Below are 21,036 nucleotides of genomic sequence, written 5' to 3' on the forward strand. Positions count from 1 at the left end.
TCACTTCCCCTCAGTGGTGGGTGCTGCCGCTGCCGAACCTGCCACAGCACCCTGGAGGTCGAAGATCACGTCACTGCCCTTGATCGGCTGCTGGATCACCTTGTTGTCGGCGAACAACGTGGAGATCGATTCGAGGTCGGTAGCGTCGGCTGCAGTCGGGTAGCGGAAGTTGGTGATCTGGCCGCCCAGGGTGATCGCGTCGTCGAGTCGCTGTCCGGAGAGTGCGCGCGGACCGGTCTGTTCGAAGACGTTCTCGAATGCTGCCGGGTCGGCCTGCTGCTTCGCGGTGAGTTCCTGGGTGACCTCGAGGAACTTCTGGACCACTTCGGGATGCTCTTCGAGTACTACGGTGCGGCCGGCGATGATGGTGCTGTCCACGGAGTCGATGCTCGCCTCGGTTGCGATCTCGACCGCGCCCTTGGCCTTGGCCTCCTGATACGGAATCAGGAACGATGCCCAGGCGTCGACCTGCCCGGTGGAGAATGCCGACGCCGCGTCAGCCTGTTGCAGCGGAACACGTTCGACGGAATCGATCGGCACTCCGGCCTGCGTCAGAGCCTTGAGCGTGATGTACTCGCCCTTGCCTGCAGGGTTGACGGCAATGCGCTTGCCGGCCAGATCTGCGACGGTCTTGATGCCGGACTCCGGAGTGGCGATGATGCCGGCCTGGTCCTTGTTGTACGGGTCGGACGTGGCGAAGATGCGGACACCCACGTCCTTGGACAGTGCGCCGACGACGGGACTGTATGCGCCGGTTTGGATGTCGAGTTCACCGCTGTTGAAGAGTTTGAGGTTGGAGCTGAATCCCGGTGTGGTCTTGACCCATTCGATCTTTGCGCCCAGCGGTGCCAGAGCCTCGTCGTAGGTTCCGTCACGCTTGCCGACGGCGATGGCACCGGAGTTTCCGGGATCGAAGACCTTGAGCGTGAAGTCTGCGCTGGAATTGCCTGCGGCGCTGTCGGAATCGGAAGACCCACACGCCACCGCCAACCCGGCCAGCGGGATCATGGCGAGCGCAGCGGCAGCTCGTGGCAGTCGGCGGAAGCGGGACATGTATGTGGCTCCTTCAGGCGTTGAATCGTCAGAACTGACGACGATGACGCTATTGGGTGCCTGTCCGTTTTACCCCCGTTTGTTTTCTGGAGATTGGAAATCTTGACAACATCGGAAGTCTGTTCATCTGGGCTTTTGCAGGTCCACGTTCGGTTCCTTTCCATCTGATGGAAAGGATGGCCGGACTGCTGGGTCCGTGTTAGCGTCCGATTCTCAGGTCGATCAGGCCACAGCGAAAGGATCGTTCGTGACGGACGCACGCGGCGCGGGAGTTCAGACGGTAACCCGTGCCCTGACCATGCTCACATGTTTTCGCAGTGGCGAAGAACTGGGAGTCTCGGAAGTTGCGCGGCGACAAGAGCTTGCGGTCAGCACCACGCATCGATTGCTGCAGTCGCTCGTCGACGCGGGATTTCTCGAGAAGGACGACGCAACCAGTCGGTATCGCATCGGCGCGGCGCTGGCGGCTTACGGACAGGTCTCCTACCGGCAGCATCGGATCTATCTGTCCGAGCCCTATTTGGAGCAATTGGCCGCGACGACAGGAGCATCCGCCTCCCTGGCAGTGCGAAGCGGAAGTGAGGTGGTGTTGCTCGGATTCAGTCGGTGGCGCGAGGCCGACGGGCACGTGCTGCAGGGTGTCCGCCTTCCCTTGCATGCGAGCGCACTGGGGAAAGCCTTTCTGGCTTGGTCCGATGTCGACGATTCCGAGCTGGCTGCGCTGCCACGTGAAGCGACCACTCAGCGTGCGATCACCGATGTCGCCGGTATCCGCCGGGAACTGGAACTGACTCGTGAGCGAGGATACGGATTCAACGACGAGGAGTTGACCCCGGATTTCCGAACGATCGGAATTCCGATCATCGATGGATCCGGCACTGTGCGTTACGCTCTCGGGCTTCGTGGTCCGGTCGAGCTGATGATCGACGAACGGATTCCGTTTCTCGCCGACCTTGCCAAGGTGACTGCACGACAGATCGGTGAGGTCCTTCTCTGACGTGATGTGAAAGCGCTTGTGGCAGATCCGGCCGAACGTGATTACCGTTGAAGTCGAGGGCGCGATCGCACAATGGCTACGCGACGTGACCGCGTCCTCGCGAGCGTGGAGACGAGTGATGACGACGATCGGTGTCGTTGCCCTGTTGCTGGGCGTCCTGTTGATTGTGGTCGAGGCGCATGCCCCAACCGCGGGGGTGCTCGGTGCGCTTGGAGCACTCATGATCGGTGCCGGCGTGTGGATGCTCTTCACGTCCGACGGTATCGGGCAATTGATCGCGATCCCGGTGACGGCGGGGGTCGCGGTAGTCGGCCTGGGCGTGGTGGCGGTAGCGAGTCGAAAAGCGCTTACCGCGCGCCGCGCTCCCGTGCGTACGGGGACGGAATCTCTTGTCGGCTCGGACGCGACCGTTCGCAGTTGGACCGGTGCGCAGGGTCAGGTCGAGCTCGACGGCGGATTATGGCGTGCTCGAATGGAATTCGGGTACGACGATTCTGTGCCTGCCGTGGGCGAATCCGTCGTCGTAGAGCAGGTTCGAGGCCTGACTCTGAAAGTGCGCCGTCGTGAACCGTGGGAGCTGCCGCTATGACCACCGTGCTTGTCGTGTTGTCCGTGTTTGTCGTGCTGATTGCAGTCCTTGTGGGCATGTCGGTGAGAGTTCTGCGCGAGTACGAGCGCGCGGTGGTGTTCCGCCTCGGTCGACTGATCACCTTGAAGGGTCCTGGTCTGGTGATTCTGGTGCCGGCGATCGATCGCATGGAGCGGGTCAGTCTGCGAACCGTCACGCTGAAGATACCGGTCCAAGAAGTGATCACTCGCGACAACGTCCCCGTGAAGGTCACCGCCGTCACGTACTTTCGGGTCGTCGACGCTGACCGTTCGATAGTCGAGGTCGAGGATTTTCTGGCCGCCACCTCACAGATCGCCCAGACCACACTGCGCTCCATTCTCGGTAAAGCTGAGTTGGACTCGCTGCTCTCCGAACGTGAACGGCTCAACGAGGACTTGCAGAAGGTAATCGATCAGCAGACCGAGCCGTGGGGAGTCAAGGTCACGACCGTCGAGATCAAGGACGTCGAGATTCCGGCCAACATGCAGCGCGCCATCGCCAGGCAAGCAGAGGCCGAACGAGAGCGGCGAGCCAAGATCATCAACGCCGACGCCGAGTTTCAGGCTTCGGCCAAGCTCGCCGAGGCGGCCGAGGTGATCAGCCGCAATCCGACCACCCTGCAGTTGCGTTATCTACAGACGCTTCACGAGATCGGTAGTGAGAACAACTCCACCGTTGTCTTCCCCTTGCCGCTGGATCTTGTCCGGCCCTTTATCGGTGGCGGAGTTGCGGCAACTCCCGCGACCCAAGAACCTGCCCGTTTCGTCTGGAATGCGAAAGTTGTTGATTAGCATCTAGTTTCGGTTACCATCTCTTGTGTTCGAAACTTTGTTCGATTAAACTTTGAGCATGGACAGTCGGGATGCGTGGCAACTGGATGGCGAGGACCTCAAGGGGGAGGTTCTGGATCTGGTGCGTGTCCGGCACGAGTTGCAGTCGCGGATGGTGTTGCTGATCGTGGAGATGTTTTCCCGTGAGGTTCTCGGTGGGAAGGGTTTTCGGGCGATCGCGCAGTGGTTGCATGGTTCGACGAATCTGGAGATCGGTGAGTGCAGTCTGCTGGTCGGGTTGGCGCGGTTGTTGATGCTCGAACCCGTTGTGGGCGATGCGTTTCATCGCGGTGACGTGGATGCGTTGAAAGCCCGTCAGGTGGCGTCGTTTTGTCAGCATCCGCCCAAGAACATGACCCTGGCGGATGTGGACAAGGCCCGCGGGATCTTGCTTGGCCTGGCGTCGAAGAACATCGCGGATTGTGATGCGGTGCGGGCGGCGATCCGGCGGATCGAGAAGCAGTACGGAAAACGCGAGGACGGCGTTCCGGTTGGTGAGGATTCGGAGCGTAACGAGTTCTACGCCTCGAAAGGCTTGTTCGGGCGAGTGTCGGTGAAGGGTGATTTGGATGCGATCAACGGGGCCCGTCTGATCACGTTGCTGTCGAGCCTGTCGGCGCCGACGCCGGAGAAGGACGGCGTCAAGGACACTCGCACGCCGGCGCTACGGCGCGCGGACGGGTTTTGCGAACTACTGCGGCGGTACGAGCGGGCGGGGTTGGGTCCGATCGAGGGCGGAGTGAAACCGCACATCACCGTTACCGCGTCGGCGAAAGACATGACCGACCTCAAGGCGTTGAAGGACCTCTTGCCGTCGACTCAGGAACTGGGTTTCGCGTGGGCGGATTGGGTGGGCCCGATCAGTATCGATACTGCCCGGATGCTGGCGTGCGACTGCACCGTCACCCGGATCCTCCTGGACGAGAACGGTGTTCCGCTCGACTGCGGCAAAGAAGCAAGGACCGCGACGGTACCCCAGCGGCGGGCTCTTGCGGTTCGGGATGGTGGGTGTGCGTTTCCGGGGTGCGGGACTCCGTCGGGGTGGTGCGATGCCCATCATATTGTTCACTGGAACGATGGTGGCCCAACAGATCTCGACAACCTGATCTTGTTGTGCGGTCATCACCACTGGACGCTGCACCACACGGAGTGGCGGGTGGAGATCGGCCCGGATCGCAAATCGGTGTTCTACCCACCGATGTCGATCGATCCGTATCAACAGCCGATCGGCGGGAACAGCCCACCTACAGCAGCCTGAACGGGCGCAACTGAATACGTACACACCGGGGCATAGCCATGCCCCGGTGTGTACGGCGTGTGCGGTCAGAGCATCGTCGAGATATGGTCCGGAAGCGCGACACCTGAGTCGAGATCCTCGGACGGGATCGGTTCACCGAAGTGCGTAGCTGCGGGAACTACTCCAGCCCAAACGGTTTCGACACCGATGTCGGCGGCATCGTCGCCGGGGCCGCCGGTGCGGGCCTTGACGGAAGCCTCGTACAACGGCAGTGCAAGAACGATGGTTGCCGCCATTTCCTTGCGCGTGTGATCCCGAAGGTGTTGGGAACGTCCGGGAACCACCTGGTCGACGATCAGATTCAAAGCCTTCACGCGCTCGTCGCCGTCGGTCACGACTCGAGGTGATCCGATGATGACGCCGCTGCGGTAGTTCATCGAGTGGTGGAAGCCCGACCGAGCCAACACGAGCCCGTCGAGGATCGTGATGGTGATGCAGATTTCGCTGTCGGGAGCCAAACTCCGTGAAGCGACTGAACCGTGAACATAAATAGATCCGCCGCGGTCGGGGCCGTCGAGGTCGAACCCGTAGGCGGTGGGAAACACCATGGGAACTCCGCCGACGGTCACACCCATGTGGCACAGCTTCGCGGACTGCAAGACGTCGACGAGTGCCGCGCGTTCTGCGACGCCGTGGTGGCGGGCGCGCTTGTGCGTCGTACGTGCTGTCGGGGACAGCGGAATAGGTGCAGTGGGGGCAGGAGCAGGGGCAGCAAAGACAACGGAATCTGTCATGCAGACAATGCTGGTGGCAAAGTGGCTTCAAGTCATGGTCCAATCAGTGGAGACTTCGATAGGCCACTTCGATTTGCCACTTCCGGGAGGGTTCTGAATGTTTCTGCCTTCGGCGGTAGCCGTCGTCCTCGACCGGACAGATCGGCGGGCGCTCCCGGTCCAGATTGCCGACCACCTCAGAGCTGATATCCGCAGTGGTAAGGCGGCAGTGGGTCTGAGGTTACCCAGTTCCCGGAAGCTGGCGGCGGAGCTCGAGGTGGCGCGGGGCGTCGTGGAACGGGCGTATGAGCAGTTGATCGCCGAGGGTTGGCTTGTCGCTGTGCACGGCTCAGGCACCTTCGTTGCCGAGGCGCCCTCCCCCATGGTCACTCCCACGACTACACCGAAGAAGGCCGCCGACAAGATGTCACCCAGGGTGCAGCTCCGGCCGGGCGTGCCGTGGACGCCACCGCGTGCATCGGCAGCGTGGCGGCGGGCGTGGCGTGACGTCGGGTCCAAATCGCCACCTTTCGAGGATCCCGATCCTGCGGGTGACTACGAATTGCGTTCGGCACTATCGGAATTACTGGCAAGAGCCCGTGGAATGTCGGTTGAACCCGAGAGAATCCTGATCACCTCAGGTGCCACGCATGGTCTCGGCCTCGCCCTGTCGGCTCTGCGTACCCGTGGTGCTGTTCTGGCGATGGAAGATCCCGGATACCGGTATGCGTCCTCGGCCGCTACAGCCTGTGGATGGTCGCTGCTCGACGTGCCCGTCGACGCTCATGGTCTCTGTGTCGACCAACTCGAAACGGCGTCGGAGAGCGTCCGCGGTGTGTATGTGACACCGTCCCATCAGTATCCGACAGGAGGGCTGCTTCCGGTAGGTCGGCGCAACCAGTTGATCGAGTTCGCACGCGCCCGCGACGTCGTCCTGTTCGAGGACGATTACGACTCCGAATTCCGTTACGACGTAGCGCCTTTGCCTGCGCTTGCCCAGCTGGCTCCTGATCGGGTGGTGTATCTCGGAACGGTTGCCAAGACGCTCGGCGCCGGAATTCGATTGGGCTGGTTGGTAGCTCCCCTCGACCTGGTCGACCGCATAGCAGTACACCGCAAGCGAATCGGCGACTTCCCGTCGGTTCCGCTGCAGCAAGCACTCCTGTCCCTGCTCCGTGACGGCGAATGGGATCGAGCGGTGCGTACCGCCCGGCGCAGATACCGGGAGCGTGATCGGGCGGTCGAGGAAGCGCTGTCATCGTTCGGTGAACTGCGGGGTCTCGGCGCCGGCATGCACACGACGCTCATGCTCGACGCGGATCTGGCAGCGACCGTCGCTCGCGAGGCGCTCCTGCACGGCGTCGAAGTGCCCACCCTGGTCGAGTCCACCCGAACGCACGGAGACCCCGGCGGATTGGTCATCGGCTACGGGCGAGTGGAATCCGCGGACCTCGAATATGCGCTCGAGGTGATAGCCGAGTGCCTCGCACGTCACAGCGCGTGAAGTCTCGTTGATCGGGAGTGCGGCAACGGATGGGCGTGGTCCAGTTCTAGCGTCTGCTCGTGACGATCCGAAGCCAGACCTTTCCGCACCTGCTCGCACCAGGCACCATCGGCCCGATGACCGTGCCCAATCGCGTGGTTCTCCCTGCGATGGACATGAACCTGTGTGAAGACGGGGAAATCGAAAAGGGCGACATCGACCACTTCGTGGCGCGTGCAGCTGGTGGAACGGGTCTGATCATCACCGGTTGCTGCGCTGTTGCGTATCCGCTGGGCTGCACCAGCCGCAAGGAACCGGGGCTTTCGGAAGACCGGTTCATCCCCGGTCTCAAGGCGTTGGCCGACGCAGTCCACGACGCAGGCAGCAAGCTCTGTGTGCAGATGACACACCACGGCAAGGTGGCGCGCATCGATACCCTCGACGGCCGACCGCAGTTGGTCCCGTCCACGCCGAAGCCGCCGGGTGACATGAGCGCGATGGCCGATTGCACGCCAGAAGAACTGGGCAAGATGGCTGCCATCAACGAGGGCAAGAGGGCTACGTACCACGAGGCAACCAAGGAAGATCTTGATTGGCTGGTTCGCATGTTCGCCGAGGCTGCCGGACGGGTGAAGGCGGCGGGCGGCGACGCCGTCGAGATTCACTGTGCCCACAACTACGTCCTCGGAGCGTTCCTGAGTCGGTACACGAATCAGCGCAGCGACGAGTACGGAGGTTCCATGGAGAACCGTGCTCGCCTCGCTTGTGAGGTCATTCGGGCGGTCAAGGAGGAGGTCGGTGGTGCGCTTGCCGTCATCGTGCGTCTGGCCGGTCAAGAGTACGGCGAAACCGACGGGCTGACGGTCGACGAGGCTGCTGCGGCCGCGAAGATGTTCGAAGAGGCCGGAGCTGACGCCATTCATGTCACCGGTACCGCGCTGAATGCTTTTGCCAACTTCACCGACGGACCACTGCCCGACAAGGTCGGCTACTACACCGACAATGCAACGCGAATCAAGCAGGCGATATCGATCCCCGTGATCACCGTCGGACGTATGCTCCCCGAGGTCGGCGAGAAGATGATCGCGGAAGGTCGCACGGACTTCGCCGCAATGGGCCGCCAGCTCCTGGCCGATCCACAGTTGGTGAACAAACTCAAAGACGGTGTACCCGAGCGGGTTCGGCCTTGCATCAATTGCTACGTCTGCGTGCAGGAGAACTTCTGGGACGAGACCCCGCTGTGCGCTGTCAATCCCGCGCTCGGCAACGAAGCGCTTCTCCCCTTCGTTCGGACCAGCACTCCGAAACACGTTGTTGTGGTCGGAGCGGGCCCCGGTGGTCTCGAGACGGCCCGCGTGGCCGCTGAACGTGGGCACCGAGTCACGGTGTTGGACAAGTCCGATCGCCTCGGTGGCACCCTGTGGTTCTCGAGCCTCACTACCCCGGACAACGGGCGTCTGCTCAGCTGGTTGAAAGTGGAAATCGAGCGTCTCGGTGTCGATGTTCGACTGAAGACCGAAGCCTCGGTTGCTTCGATCCGGGCACTGAACCCCGACGCCGTAGTCGTGGCCACCGGTGCAGTCCGTGAGCGGCCTAGCGTTCCGGGCGGCGACTTGCCGCACGTGCACACCGGTGATTCGTTGCGCGCGTTGATGACCGGAGCGGGAGACGTCTCACAGGTACCGCCGTTCCTGCGGACGATGGCCAAGTTGGGCAAGCTGTCCGGTATCACCAAGAGCCCCGCGGCGATCCGAGCTGTGACCCGCAAGTTCCTGCCCATGGGTAAGGACGTTGTCGTGATCGGTGGTTCGCTTGTCGGACTCGAGCTTGCGGAGTTCCTGGCCGAGCGAGGTCGCAATGTGACGCTGATCGAAGAAGGCCAGCAGTTGGGTATTCCGATGGCGATGCCGCGCCGCTGGACGGCGGTGCGCCACGCCAAGCATGTCGGTGTGGACATTCACCGCAATTCAACGGTGCAGCGAATCACCAAGGAGCACGTCGAATTCCGTTCCGGTGACAAGACACGGACCGCTCCAGCCGACATGGTTGTCGTCGCGTCGGGAGTGTCGGCGCAGGCGCCACTGGCCGATTCTCTGATCGGTGTCGTGTCCGACGTACATGTGGTCGGTGACGCGGTGAACGTCGACTACATCGAGGGCGCGATGCACACGGCGTGGAAAGTCGCGATGGATCTGTAGTTCAGCATCAGGTAGCGCTTTGTGCCGCAACGATGTCCGGCCACCAGCGGGCCGCGACATCGGGGTGCGCACGTAGTCGACTCTTGAGGGCATTCGCCCCGTAGGAATCGTGGATCGGGTTGTTCGCGTCCACGGTGACGCCGGTGGCGCGCGCCGCCAGCTCGGGAGGTAGGTCGAACTCCGGGATCTGCGCTGCGTAGTTCGGGTTGAAGAAGAACGGCACCGAGATACGTTCACCGTCGCCCTCGGGTGAAACTACCCGGTGCACAGTCGCTTTCAAGTAGCCGCCGGTAGCGACCTCGAGCAGTTCGCCGATGTTGACCACCAGCGCCCCGTCGATCGGCGGCGCGTCGATCCAGTCGCCGTCGTGCTCGACCTGCAGACCGCCTTTGCCCGGTTCGACATAGAGCAGAGTCAGCACACCCGCGTCCTTGTGTCCGCCGACGCCCTGGGAGCCGGCACCTTTCGGGCGGCCCGGGTAACGCACCACCTTGATGAGGATCGACGGATCGTGAGCGAACGCGTCGTCGAAGATGTTCGCATCCTGGCCCAGGGCTACCGCCCATTCGCGTAAGAGGCTCAATGCGATCGAGGTGAGTGTGTCGTTCCACTCGGTGATGACGTCGCGAAGTTCGGGAAGGGCGTCTGGCCACTGGTTGGGGCCCTGCAGAATCTCCCAGGCCGGTGAGGTGTCGGTGCGCTCGGCCGCGGGCTGTTCGGCGCCGATGTCGATCTGCTCGCGCCAGTCCTGCTTGCCTTCGGTCAGTTCGCCGCCGAGCCGGGTGTACCCACGGAAGTGCGGGCTGCGGACGTTCTCGATCGCGAGCTTCTCGGCAGTCGGCAGCGCGAAGAACTCGCGGGCGACGGCGAGGAGGCGGCGCTGCAGTTCGTCGGGAATTCCGTGGCCGACCAGGTAGAAGAATCCGACCTCGTGGGTGGCCTCGCGGAGCTGAGTGCGGAACTGCTCGGCGGTGTCGGGGTTCTGCGCAAGCGACAGATCGAGCACTGGCAGCGACGTAATCGACATGGGGTCCTCGATCCGTGTGATGGTTCTGATGTCCATCATTCCACGCTGAGCGGCACCCGGACCCGCACGGCAATTCGGCAGCCGCAGGCGTGATTACCCGCGCGGATGCGGAAACACCCTGCGGATAACAGAATCGGGGCCTTGCGCCATTGGCGCAAGACCCCGAATCAGTGTGAGTCGAATTAAGCTTCGTCAGCGCCGATGATGAACGCTTCGAGCTCGATGCGAGCCTTGTCGTCGGCCATCTGGACCGGCGGGGACTTCATCAGGTAAGCGGAAGCCGGGTAAACCGGTCCACCGATGCCGCGGTCCTTGGCGATCTTGGCTGCGCGGACGGCGTCGATGATGATGCCGGCAGAGTTGGGCGAATCCCAGACCTCGAGCTTGTACTCCAGGTTCAGGGGAGCGTCGCCGAAGGCGCGGCCTTCGAGGCGGACGTATGCCCACTTGCGGTCGTCGAGCCACTCCACGTAGTCCGAGGGACCGATGTGGACGTTGCGGTCGTGAACCTTGCCGGCAAGTGCGCCGGTCAGGTTGGACGTCACGGCCTGGGTCTTGGAAACCTTCTTGGACTCCAGGCGATCACGCTCGAGCATGTTCTTGAAGTCCATGTTTCCACCGACGTTGAGCTGGTAGGTGCGGTCCAGCACGACGCCGCGGTCTTCGAACAGCTTCGCCATCACGCGGTGGGTGATGGTGGCGCCGACCTGGCTCTTGATGTCGTCACCGACGATCGGGACGCCGGCGTCCTTGAACTTGGCAGCCCACTCCGGGTCGGAAGCGATGAAGACGGGCAGAGCGTTGACGAATGCCACGCCTGCGTCGATCGCGCACTGTGCGTAGAACTTGTCAGCGTCGTCGGAACCGACGGGCAGGTAGGAGACGAGGACGTCGACCTGAGCGTCCTTGAGTGCCTTGACGACGTCGACGGGCTCGGCGTCGGACAGCTCGATGGTCTCGGCGTAGTACTTGCCGATGCCGTCGAGGGTCGGGCCACGCTGAACGGGAACGTCCAGGGGCGGGACGTCGGCGATCTTGATGGTGTTGTTCTCGCTCGCGAGGATCGCCTCGGAGAGGTCGAAGCCGACCTTCTTGGCGTCGACGTCGAACGCAGCGACGAACTGCACGTCGCGGACGTGGTACTTACCGAACTTGACGTGCATGAGGCCGGGGACCGTCTGGGTCTCGTCGGCATCCTTGTAGTAGTGGACGCCCTGAACCAGGGACGAGGCGCAGTTACCCACGCCCACAATGGCTACGCGCACCGCGGTGCTGTTCTCACCCATGGTCGGGTTCTCCTTCTTTCCGGGATGTTCCTGTTGTCGATTGCTCGGCTGCGATCAATTCGTTGAGCCAACGCACTTCGCGTTCACTCGATTCGAGTCCGAGCTGATGGAGCTGACGGGTATAGCGGTCCAGCGATCCGCTGGCCCGACCGACGGCCTCGCGGAGCCCCTCACGGCGCTCCTCGACCTGGCGTCGCCTGCCTTCGAGGATCCGCATCCGCGCTTCTGCGGGGGTGCGGCTGAAGAAGGCGAGGTGAACGCCGAAACCGTCGTCGGTGTAGTTCTGCGGCCCGGTGTCGGCGACCAGTTCGGTGAACCGTTGCCGACCTTCCGGAGTGAGCTGGTAGACGCGACGCGCCCGACGCTTGAGCGTGCCGGTGGCAGTGTCGACGTCTTCCGAGATCAATCCGTCGGCTTGCATGCGCCGCAGTGCCGGGTACAGCGATCCGTACGAGAACGCGCGGAATGCGCCGAGCAGACCAGTGAGCCGCTTACGCAGCTCGTATCCGTGCATCGGTGACTCGAGGAGCAGCCCGAGGATTGCGAGTTCGAGCAACTGACAAACCTCCCGAGTCGTTGAACCTAACCGCTTGATGCGATAACCAACTATATCGCGCCGATATATAAAACCACACTGCGGCCCGATACGTGTACCAAGGTGTCACGGCTAGATCAGGGGGTGAACGGGTAGATCGACATGATTTCCCCGTCGAGGCCAGCGGTCAGGTACCCGCTCTCGTCGAGGTCGTTGCCGACGTGAATCTGGATGGTCGGAACATTTTCGGTGCTATCGACAGAGACGTACCGAGTGGTCGGATTTTGCACCGACGTCGTTGTTCCGGCGCCGTCGAGCAGGGCGATCACGATGCGAGGATCGAGCTGTCTGACGTCGATCTGTGTCACGTCGGGTTCGCGTGATCCTCCTGAAGTCGTGTCCTCGAGGTCGCCTCGGTAGTAGCTGTCCAGGCTCTTGCGCGGCGCGGCAGGATCGGCGCGCGTTACGCGTGCATAAGTGGGATAGATGGTCATCTCGTCGACCAGTCCGCTGCCGTACTCCGTTTCGATGGCATGGAACATCGCCCCCAGGCCGTCGACGGTGTGTAACTGTGGCTCGGGGCTCGAGAAGATCGTGACGTCGGACGCGGCGTATTTGATTCCGAAACCGACAGCCGAGACCAGTGACAGCGCGATGATCACAACGGCGATCCAACGCGTGTCGAGCGAAGGTTCTTTCCGAAGAATGGGTAGGGACGCCTCGGTCTGCAGATCGGACGTCAAATCTTCGAGATCGCCGAGAGTGACTGCCACCGCGGCGAGTTCGGTCAATTCGTCGTGCTCGGTCGCCGTGAGTTGTCCGTCGGCGAAGGCGGAGTCCAGCACTGCGCAGGTAGCCTCGCGATCGGCATTGCGAGCGCGGGTGGTCCTGGTCAGATCGTTCGGCATGTCCGGGGCCTATCGAGGAGTGAAGGGAGACAAGCGGATCGGGCGGCCATCCGGGGTCAAATCCATTGAGCCGCTCGCGCCGAGGTTGTTGCTGGCGTAGATGGAGACGCGTGGATCGTCGCTCGACGAACTCATGCTGATGTGTGTGATCTCGGCGTCGGGGACGTTGAGATTTGCGGACACTCCTGCCAGATATCCGGCGAGTTTGTCGATGTCGACGGCAGCGAGGTCGAAGGTGACGGTGCTGGCTGCTCGAGTCGACGTGCTGTCGCGTGGTGTGAAACCGCCTCGAAAGTCGATGTCTTCCTCCAGGTTCGGCGAGACAGCGGCGGCGCGAGTGACGCTTGCATAGCCGTCGTAGAAGTTGGCGGAATCGATTATCGTCGTGCCGTACTTGGCGCTGTATCTGGTGATGAATTCCCCGATCCCGCTTGCGGTGACCGTGTTCAACGTCGAACTCACAATGGGGGCAAGCGGTTCGACGTTTTCGGCTGCCGCCGGTGGAGGCGGTGGGGGTGAAGGGTCGGCGGACAAGGTGAGGTACCCGATCAGGCCGGCGAAGATAGTCGATGCGGCTGCGAGGTACCAGATCTTGTCGATACGGCGAACTTTGGCGACGGCGTTGCGCAGCGTTGCTTTCTGCAGATCGCGGACCAGCAGATCGAGCTGTCCGAGCGTGGTCGCGGTCATGGCCGCAGCCGTCCGGTTCGCGTGCTCGTCGACCGTGATCTGGCCGTCGGACAGAGCCGTATCGAGAACGGCGCAGGTATCGGAACGGTCGACGTCGCGCGCACGGGTGCGCGTAGAGGTAGTAGTCGGGGACCCACTCACCGGCTCACCCTAGCTCCCGTACGGGTAGGAACGAGAGATCTCGCCCCACGGCGTGACCTCGATGCGTCCTTGGTGGCCGAGTCCGTTCTCTGCATAGATCGCGATCTCCGGGACGCCGTAGTTCGCGTCCACGATCAAGTGGGTGATCGCGGCGTCCGAAACATTGACATAGTCGCCGATGTTCACCATGTACGGCGCGAGCTTGTCGATCTGGATGGAACCGAGGTCGAAGGTCGGCTGGCCCGTTCGCCGCGGAATGGACGTCACTTCCCTCTCGAAGCCGTCGCGAAAACTGATGGACTCGGTGAGAGCGGGAGCATCGGGGACCGCCCGGCTCACTGATGAGTAGTCGCCGTGGAAGCTGGCGTCGTCTACGAACATGTCACCGAACTCTTCTCGATACCTCTCGATGAATGCGCCGATTCCTTCCGGCGTCAACGTGTCGATGTGTGCGATCAGGATCGGTTCGACGGTCGGCTCCGGCACCGGGGTGGTGGTCGGCAACGGCGGAGCGAGGGAAGTAGTGCTGGCATAACTGGCTGTGATGTCTTCCGAGGGCGTCAACGGTGACCGACTCCACGCCACTGCTGCGATCGCGCCGACGACGATCAGAGCAGCAGCACCGACGAACACGGCCTTTCGTGCCGTCGACGTCCGAGGCACCGTTTTGGTCTCGATCTTCGGCACCTGCAGATCGTTGACCAGGCGTGCGAGTGCGAGCAGGGTCTTCGCGGACTTCGCCTTCTCGGTCCGGTCGAAGTAGTCCTCCGCGCTCAACTGCCCTTCGGCGTACGCGGCGTCCAACACATTGCACGTTTCGACGCGATCAAGATCACGAGCGCGCGTCATCGGAGAACGAGAAGACTTCACAGGAAGTGATCGTAATGGCTGGTCGCCATGCCCCCAGCCCCCGAAATGTGTTCATCGTGACCCTCCCGAACCGTCCGTCGCGGCACGGACGCACGTACGCTGGTCAGGTGCGGATACAGCGGCAAGTTGTGGACTACGCGCTCGCGCGTCGGTCTGTGCTGGCCGAAGTGTCTGCGGGTCGGACCGACGTCAAGCAGGTGTGTGACGCCGATCCGTACCTACTCAGAGCCGCGAAGTTCCACGGCCGGGGCAGCGACGTCGTCTGCCCCATTTGCCGCAAGGAACAGTTGACGCTCGTGTCCTGGGTGTTCGGCGACAAGCTCGGTCAGGTTTCGGGATCGGCCCGAACCTCGGACGAGCTCGCTCGGCTTGCGGAAACAGCAGAGGAGTTCACGGTGCACGTTGTAGAGGTGTGCCGTACCTGCAGTTGGAACCACTTGGTGCAGTCCTATGTGCTCGGCGCAGTACCTGCGCCGCCGCGACCGCGGCGAGCACGCCCACCAAGCCGGCGCACCGCCAGCGAGTAACGCCACACCCGAAGAAGGGCCCGATCGAAGTCTGCACGTGATCGGTCCGTGACCACTGGAGATTTGATTCGTGAGTTCCCCCAGCAACAACAACCCGGGCGGCAACAACCCGGGTGGCCGTCCCGTCGGTCCCAACCGTCCCGCCGGACCTCCTCAGGGTCGTCCGCCGCAGGGACGTCCCATGGGCCCACCACCGCAGGGACGCCCTCCGATGGGTCCGCCCCCTCAGGGTCGTCCGCCGCAAGGTCGTCCGATGGGACCCCCGCCCCAGGGGCGTCCGCCGCAAGCCCGACCTGCCGGCCCGCCTCCTCAGGGCCGCCCCGCCGGTCCCCCTCCTCAGGGTCGTCCGCCGCAAGGCCGACCTGCCGGCCCGCCGCCTCGAGATCGCGCCGTAGGCGCTCAGGCGAACGAACCGACCCAGCGCGTCGCGGCAGCAGCAGCGACCACCCGTAGCAACGCGGGCACCCGCCCGCCGGTCGGACCTCCACCGACGAAGCCACCGACAGGTGGCTCCGGTGGCGGTGGCAACGACGGACAACCCCCGAAGGGAAGAAAGAGCACCGTGAAGAAGAAGTCCAAGTGGCGCACAGTTCGCCGCTCGGCCTACGTCTTGGTGGCGCTCGGTCTTGTTCTGCCCGTCCTTGCCTTCATGGCGGCGTACATCGTGCAGGACGTCCCCAAGCCCGGTGACCTCAAGACCAATCAGGTGGCGACGGTCTTTGCCGCCGACGGCACCACGGTGATCAGCACTGTCGTCCCGCCAGATGGCAACCGCGTCGAGGTCTCGCTCGATCAGGTACCGCCGCACGTTCGCAACGCTGTTCTGGCCGCAGAGGACCGCGATTTCTACTCGAACCCGGGCTTCTCGATCTCCGGTTTCGCACGCGCGGCCCGAGACAACGTCCTCGGTCGCGACAGCGCCGGTGGTGGCTCGACCATCACGCAGCAGTACGTCAAGAAGGCGCTTGTCGGCTCGGAGCGTTCGCTGACGCGAAAGATGAAGGAACTCGTCATCTCCTCGAAGATGGCCAACGAGTGGTCCAAGGACGACATCCTCGCCGCGTATCTGAACACCATTTACTTCGGTCGCGGCGCATACGGCATCGGCGCAGCATCCAAGGCTTACTTCGGTAAGCCCGTCGACCAGCTGTCCATCGAAGAAGGCGCCGTCCTGGCGTCGTCGATCCAGCTTCCGTCGCTCCTCGATCCCGAGACCAACCCGACAGGCGCGAAGTCCCGTTGGGATTACGTGCTCGACGGCATGGTGTCCGCCGGCACGCTGGATCAGGCCGCGCGCACGCCGATGCAGTACCCCGCCTACATCCCGCTCGCCCAGGTCGACAACAGCAGCCAGGGCTCGACCGGACCCGAAGGCCTGATCAAGCGTCAGGTGCTCAAGGAGATCGGCGACGCTGGAATCAGCGAGCAGTTGCTCAACACCGAGGGCTTGCAGATCACCACGACCATCGACCCGCAGGCTCAGGCCGCAGCGGTCGAGGCAGCCCGTTCCAATATGGAGGGTGAGCCGGAGAATCTGCGTACCGCAGTTGTCTCGGTCGATCCGAAGACCGGAGCCGTCAAGGCGTACTACGGCGGTGAGGACGGCGCGGGATACGACTTCGCGAATGCCGGACTTCAGACTGGTTCCTCGTTCAAGGTGTTCGGCCTCGCAGCCGCCCTGGATCAGGGAATCCCGCTCTCGCAGATGTACGACAGCTCACCGCTGACCGTCAACGGCATCTCCATCGGCAACGTCGAAGGTGAAAGCTGCGGCACCTGCACCATCGCAGAGGCGCTCAAGCGTTCGCTGAACACCAGCTTCTACCGTCAGATGCTCAGCCTCGACGGCAACGGCCCGCAGGAAATCGCGGACATCGCTCACAAAGCAGGCATCCCGAAGGACATCCCGGGCGTCGGCCCGTCGCTCACCGAGGCCGACGGTTCCGGCCCCAACAACGGCATCGTGCTCGGCCAGTACCAGGCCCGCGTGCTCGACATGGCGTCGTCGTACGCGACACTCGCCGCGTCCGGTACGTATCACGCACCGCACTTCGTGCAGAAGGTCGTCGCGGCCGACGGCACCGTGCTGCTGGACCGCGGCGCGCCCGCCGGTGAAGACCGCATCGACGCTGCCGTGGCGGACAACGTGACGGCTGCGATGCAGCCGATCGCGGCGTACTCGCGCGGTCACAACCTGGCCGGCGGACGTCTGTCGGCGTCGAAGACAGGTACTGCGCAGCTCGGTGACACCGGAGCCAACAAGGACGCGTGGATGGTCGGCTACACGCCGTCGCTTTCGACCGCGGTCTGGGTCGGAACTCCCGACGGTGAAGCGATCACCAATTCCGGTGGCGCGATGATCTACGGCTCGGGTTTGCCTTCGGACATCTGGAAGGACACGATGGACGGCGCCCTCGAGGGCACCGACAACGAGAAGTTCCCGACGCCGGGCAAGATCAACGGTCAAGCCGGTGGTGTTCCGGAGTACACGGCTCCCGCACCGCCCAAGACGTCGGCGCCGCCGACCACCGCACCGACGACGACGGAAACCACTCCGCCGCCCGTGGTGACAACGACGCAGGTCGAGGTTCTGCCGGGCATCACGATCCCGATTCCGGGCATCTCCCGGCCGACGACAACCACGCCACAGGTACCGGGGGCAGGCGAGACCACCGAGGAAGAACCGGCAGGTGTGAGCCCCGGCCAGTAGTTGGAGGGTGGTCGGTTCGAAAGACGGTAACCTCGCGGAGTGGCCGCGAATGCTGATGATGCCGAACCGACCTCCCCCGCTCCGCTGGCCGAAGATCTTCGTTCGGCGGATTGGCGGGACGTTCCCAGTCGCAACGACGCGATGGTGTCTGCGCTGTCGGGAACCGTCGGCGGTCCGGTAGGTCGTCACGCACTGATCGGACGCACTCGCTTCTTCACACCGATGAGAGTGATCCTTCTGCTCGCCGTGGTGTTCTTGGCTTTCGGCTGGTTCGCGAAGGCGGGCTGTATTCAGCAGGCGCCGGTCGGCGAGAGCGGGCAGGTCGGCCTCGACTGGAGTGGCAGCCGTCAGTACGTGGCGATGTGTTACTCCGACACCGTTCCGCTGTACGGAGCCGAACGCCTCGATCAGGGAGCATTCCCGTACAAGACGTCGTGGGAAGAAGTACGCGGCGACGGTTCGATCCAGATGCGGTACATGGAGTATCCGGTCATCTCGGGGCTCTATCAGTACGGCGCAATGAAAGTCGCCAAGACGTGGGATTCGATCACCTGGCTGCCGGGCGCGATTCAGGTGGCGCTCTATTTCAACGTCGTGGCGTTCGGGTTGGCGTTGGCGTGGCTGGTCACCGTGTGGGCGAGCACTCTGTTGGCCGGACGACGAGTGTGGGACGGCGCTCTGATCGCGTGCTCCCCTTTGGTGATCGTGCACGTGTTCACGAACTTCGATCCTCTGGCGACGGCGTTCGCGGCGGGTGGGTTGTTGGCATGGGCACGTAAGCGGCCCGTGCTCGCGGGAATCCTGCTCGGCCTGGGCGGCGCCGCAAAGCTCTACCCGCTGCTCCTACTGGGACCGCTCTTGGTCCTGTGTCTGCGCGCGGGCAAGACGAGGGACTGGCTGGTGACCGCTCTCAGCGCGGTCGCGGCATGGCTTGCGGTGAACCTGCCCATTGCCGCGCTGTACCCCCATGGTTGGTACGAATTCTTCCGGCTCAACTCCGAACGCGGGGCCGATCCGGATTCGCTCTACAACGTGATCGCGTCGTTCACGTCGTGGAAGGGCCTCGACGGTCCTCTCGCACAGGGTGAGTCACCGTCGAATCTCAACGCCGTCTCTCTGCTTTTGTTCGTGGCCGTCTGCATCGGTGTCGGATACGTCGCCCTGACGGCGCAGCGTCGTCCGCGAGTTGCGCAGCTGTGCTTCCTGTTGGTGGCGGGCTTCCTGCTCACGAACAAGGTGTGGAGCCCGCAGTATTCTCTGTGGCTGGTGCCGCTGGCCGTGTTGGCCTTGCCGCACCGCAGACTCCTGCTCGCGTGGATGACCATCGACGCCCTGGTCTGGGTTCCACGAATGATGTATTACCTCGGTGTGTCCAACAAGGGGCTGCCCGAGCAGTGGTTCACCGGAACCGTCGTGATCCGGGACATCGCGGTACTCGTTCTATGCGCGCTGGTGCTCCGGCAGATCTACCGGCCGTCGGAGGATCTCGTGCGGTACGGGTTCATCGACGATCCGGCGGGCGGTGTTCTCGATCAAGCACCGGACAAACAACCTGCCTGGCTACCCGGTTGGCTGAAGCCGTCCAAGGCGAAGGAACCGGAACCCGTCACGGTCTGAGGTCACCACTCGTCGAGGGTGGTGTACCCGTCCTGGACCGCGCGGGCAAACAATGCTGCCTTCGTGGGAGCCGGCCGCCCGACGTCGCTGTACTTCGTGCGGATCCGAGTGATGTGTGTGTTGACGGTGCAGACGCGTAGGCCGAGTGTCTCGGCGACCTCGGACTTGGAATCCGAACGTAGCCAGGCAAGAAGTACTTCGATCTCGCGGACGCTCAGCTTCGGCTTGTGCTTGCCGTGCTTGGGGTTGCCGACTCGGGACACGTTTGCCTCGATCTTCGGAGAAATGCCGATTGAAGACATGCGAGTAGCGCCTTTCGACGGAGGGGATGGGCGTCGACTGCCGTATTTGCAGAAGGGCTGCTGGCTCAGGGTGCGACTGAGACGAGTATTTCGATCGAGGTGTCTCAGTGGAACGGGCGCAACTCTCTCGATACAGAGTCCATACAACGGACAAATCCCCTACCTGCTCCGATAGAGTGCGTCGCTATGAACTCGAAGGCGGAAGCCGGTACGCACAATCAGGTCGATCCCGCCCGGATCGAGTCGCGTGGGCAGTTTGCTGAGACGCTCACTGCACTGCGGAACGCAGCCGGACTGACGGTCCGCGAAGCCGTCGAGCGTTCGGGTGGTTTGCACGGAACCGTCAGCGAATGGTTTGCCGGCCAACACCTGCCGACGCCGGCGAGTACCCCGATGTTTTTCGCGCTCCTCGAGGCCTGCGGCGTCGATTCCGAGGATGAGCGGCAGCGCTGGATCAGTGCGGTGCAACGAGTGAGACAGCTGACGGCCAGACGACGCGGCGACGCCACCGTTCCGTATCGAGGTCTCGAGTCGTTCCGGCAAGAGGATGCCGAGTGGTTCTTCGGTCGAGACGAACTCACTGCCAACTTGGTCGAGCGGGTGGCGTCGGCGATACGAGGTGTCGGTCGCCGTCAGTTCATGGTGATCGGTGCCTCCGGATCGGGTAAGTCGTCGTTGCTGCGGGCCGGGCTCGCCCCCAAGATCGCCGGGGACGATCCACGGTTCGACGGTTGGCGGGTGGAAACCCTGCAGCCGGGTACGGGAGGAATTCCGTCGTCGATCTCCGACGAACCAACCGTCTTGATCCTCGACCAGTTCGAGGAACTGTGGACGCAGTGCGACGGTGATCGGCGCGAGGAAATACTGCGGACCCTCGCGGAACTCGGTGAGAACACCATCGCAGTCATCGGAATGCGCGCCGACTTCTACGGGCTCGCGGCGGAGGAACCGCTTTTGGTACCGCTGCTCGACGATTCGCCGATGGTGGTCGGGCCGCTGACCGACGAACAATTGCGCGAGGTGATCGTCGAGCCGGCGGTCAAGGCCGGGATGACCGTGCAGAGCGAATTGGTTCAGGTTCTGGTCTCCGAGCTGACACCACGCGGCTCGCGCACGGCGAGCGACCCCGGAGCTTTGCCCTTGCTGTCACACGCACTGTTGGGGACCTGGCAACGGTCGACGCGTAAGACTCTGACCGTCCTCGGATTACTACGCCACCGACGGGATTGCCGGAGCCGTCCA

At 63.2% G+C, this 21,036-nt stretch carries 18 protein-coding genes and 1 pseudogene; 10 read left to right on the plus strand and 9 right to left on the minus strand.

The features are described 5' to 3' along the window. Positions 1-1,053, minus strand: a complete 1,053-nt coding sequence (locus QM609_RS00790) for an NrtA/SsuA/CpmA family ABC transporter substrate-binding protein (protein WP_050656908.1) — start codon at positions 1,051-1,053, stop codon at positions 1-3. Between the two features lie 247 nt (positions 1,054-1,300). Here QM609_RS00790 and QM609_RS00795 point away from each other — a divergent pair, with 247 nt between their 5' ends. From QM609_RS00795 to QM609_RS00810, 4 genes are all read left to right on the plus strand, one after another. Beyond that, entirely contained in the window at positions 1,301-2,050 is a 750-nt protein-coding gene (locus QM609_RS00795; RefSeq protein ID WP_030537941.1) for an IclR family transcriptional regulator, read from the plus strand. Between the two features lie 118 nt (positions 2,051-2,168). After that, entirely contained in the window at positions 2,169-2,639 is a 471-nt protein-coding gene (locus QM609_RS00800; protein WP_007735511.1) for an NfeD family protein, read from the plus strand. Next, entirely contained in the window at positions 2,636-3,451 is an 816-nt protein-coding gene (locus tag QM609_RS00805) for a slipin family protein (protein ID WP_050656912.1), read from the plus strand. Before QM609_RS00800 ends, QM609_RS00805 begins: the two co-directional genes overlap by 4 nt. Positions 3,452-3,509: 58 nt before the next feature. After that, positions 3,510-4,748: an HNH endonuclease signature motif containing protein gene (locus QM609_RS00810; protein WP_283336871.1), complete on the plus strand. Its 1,239-nt coding sequence runs from the start codon at positions 3,510-3,512 to the stop codon at positions 4,746-4,748. A 65-nt stretch (positions 4,749-4,813) separates the two neighbouring features. Here the strand turns inward: QM609_RS00810 and QM609_RS00815 are convergent, their stop codons facing one another. After that, complete coding sequence (locus QM609_RS00815) at positions 4,814-5,521, minus strand: pyridoxamine 5'-phosphate oxidase family protein (RefSeq protein ID WP_019746065.1); 708 nt, start codon at positions 5,519-5,521, stop codon at positions 4,814-4,816. A gap of 97 nt (positions 5,522-5,618) precedes the next feature. On the opposite strand from QM609_RS00815, the gene pdxR reads away from it, so the two are divergent. Then, the gene (gene pdxR, locus QM609_RS00820; RefSeq protein ID WP_283336873.1) at positions 5,619-7,004 is read left to right on the plus strand and encodes a MocR-like pyridoxine biosynthesis transcription factor PdxR; all 1,386 of its coding nucleotides are present in this window, start codon (positions 5,619-5,621) and stop codon (positions 7,002-7,004) included. Between the two features lie 59 nt (positions 7,005-7,063). Further along, positions 7,064-9,181: an oxidoreductase gene (locus tag QM609_RS00825; RefSeq protein ID WP_030537119.1), complete on the plus strand. Its 2,118-nt coding sequence runs from the start codon at positions 7,064-7,066 to the stop codon at positions 9,179-9,181. A gap of 7 nt (positions 9,182-9,188) precedes the next feature. Here QM609_RS00825 and QM609_RS00830 read toward each other — a convergent pair whose 3' ends face one another. From QM609_RS00830 to QM609_RS00855, 6 genes are all read right to left on the minus strand, one after another. Next, entirely contained in the window at positions 9,189-10,247 is a 1,059-nt protein-coding gene (locus tag QM609_RS00830; protein WP_019746062.1) for an isopenicillin N synthase family dioxygenase, read from the minus strand. Positions 10,248-10,390: 143 nt separating this feature from the next. Then, on the minus strand, positions 10,391-11,494 hold the full coding sequence (locus tag QM609_RS00835) for an inositol-3-phosphate synthase (protein ID WP_003945979.1): 1,104 nt from the start codon (positions 11,492-11,494) through the stop codon (positions 10,391-10,393). After that, on the minus strand, positions 11,487-12,050 hold the full coding sequence (locus QM609_RS00840) for a PadR family transcriptional regulator (protein WP_003946014.1): 564 nt from the start codon (positions 12,048-12,050) through the stop codon (positions 11,487-11,489). Before QM609_RS00840 ends, QM609_RS00835 begins: the two co-directional genes overlap by 8 nt. Before the next feature lie 116 nt (positions 12,051-12,166). Next, on the minus strand, positions 12,167-12,937 hold the full coding sequence (locus QM609_RS00845) for a DUF1707 SHOCT-like domain-containing protein (RefSeq protein WP_050656989.1): 771 nt from the start codon (positions 12,935-12,937) through the stop codon (positions 12,167-12,169). Positions 12,938-12,946: 9 nt separating this feature from the next. Further along, entirely contained in the window at positions 12,947-13,768 is an 822-nt protein-coding gene (locus QM609_RS00850) for a DUF1707 SHOCT-like domain-containing protein (protein ID WP_050656990.1), read from the minus strand. A 9-nt stretch (positions 13,769-13,777) separates the two neighbouring features. Next, a complete protein-coding gene (locus QM609_RS00855) occupies positions 13,778-14,617 on the minus strand; it encodes a DUF1707 SHOCT-like domain-containing protein (RefSeq protein ID WP_007735521.1) in 840 nt (279 codons plus the stop codon). Positions 14,618-14,745: 128 nt separating this feature from the next. Here QM609_RS00855 and QM609_RS00860 point away from each other — a divergent pair, with 128 nt between their 5' ends. The 3 genes from QM609_RS00860 to QM609_RS00870 all read left to right on the plus strand — a co-directional run bounded on the left by QM609_RS00860 (position 14,746) and on the right by QM609_RS00870 (position 19,492). Continuing rightward, positions 14,746-15,165, plus strand: a complete 420-nt coding sequence (locus tag QM609_RS00860; protein WP_042448217.1) for a DUF5318 family protein — start codon at positions 14,746-14,748, stop codon at positions 15,163-15,165. Between the two features lie 562 nt (positions 15,166-15,727). Continuing rightward, positions 15,728-17,875 carry a transglycosylase domain-containing protein gene (locus QM609_RS00865; RefSeq protein WP_007735524.1) on the plus strand — a complete coding sequence of 716 codons (2,148 nt, stop codon included), beginning with the start codon at positions 15,728-15,730 and terminating at the stop codon, positions 17,873-17,875. Between the two features lie 39 nt (positions 17,876-17,914). Further along, complete coding sequence (locus tag QM609_RS00870) at positions 17,915-19,492, plus strand: glycosyltransferase family 87 protein (protein WP_050657048.1); 1,578 nt, start codon at positions 17,915-17,917, stop codon at positions 19,490-19,492. 2 nt (positions 19,493-19,494) lie between these two features. Here the strand turns inward: QM609_RS00870 and QM609_RS00875 are convergent, their stop codons facing one another. Then, positions 19,495-19,794: a helix-turn-helix transcriptional regulator gene (locus QM609_RS00875; protein ID WP_003941253.1), complete on the minus strand. Its 300-nt coding sequence runs from the start codon at positions 19,792-19,794 to the stop codon at positions 19,495-19,497. 186 nt (positions 19,795-19,980) lie between these two features. Between QM609_RS00875 and QM609_RS00880 the strand changes: the two are divergent. Next, positions 19,981-20,934 (plus strand): annotated as a pseudogene (locus QM609_RS00880) (nSTAND1 domain-containing NTPase); the annotation flags it as partial. Positions 20,935-21,036: the final 102 nt, after the last annotated feature.

Origin of the sequence: Rhodococcus sp. IEGM 1302 (assembly GCF_030056935.1) — a bacterium.
Lineage (GTDB): Bacteria > Actinomycetota > Actinomycetes > Mycobacteriales > Mycobacteriaceae > Rhodococcus_F > Rhodococcus_F qingshengii.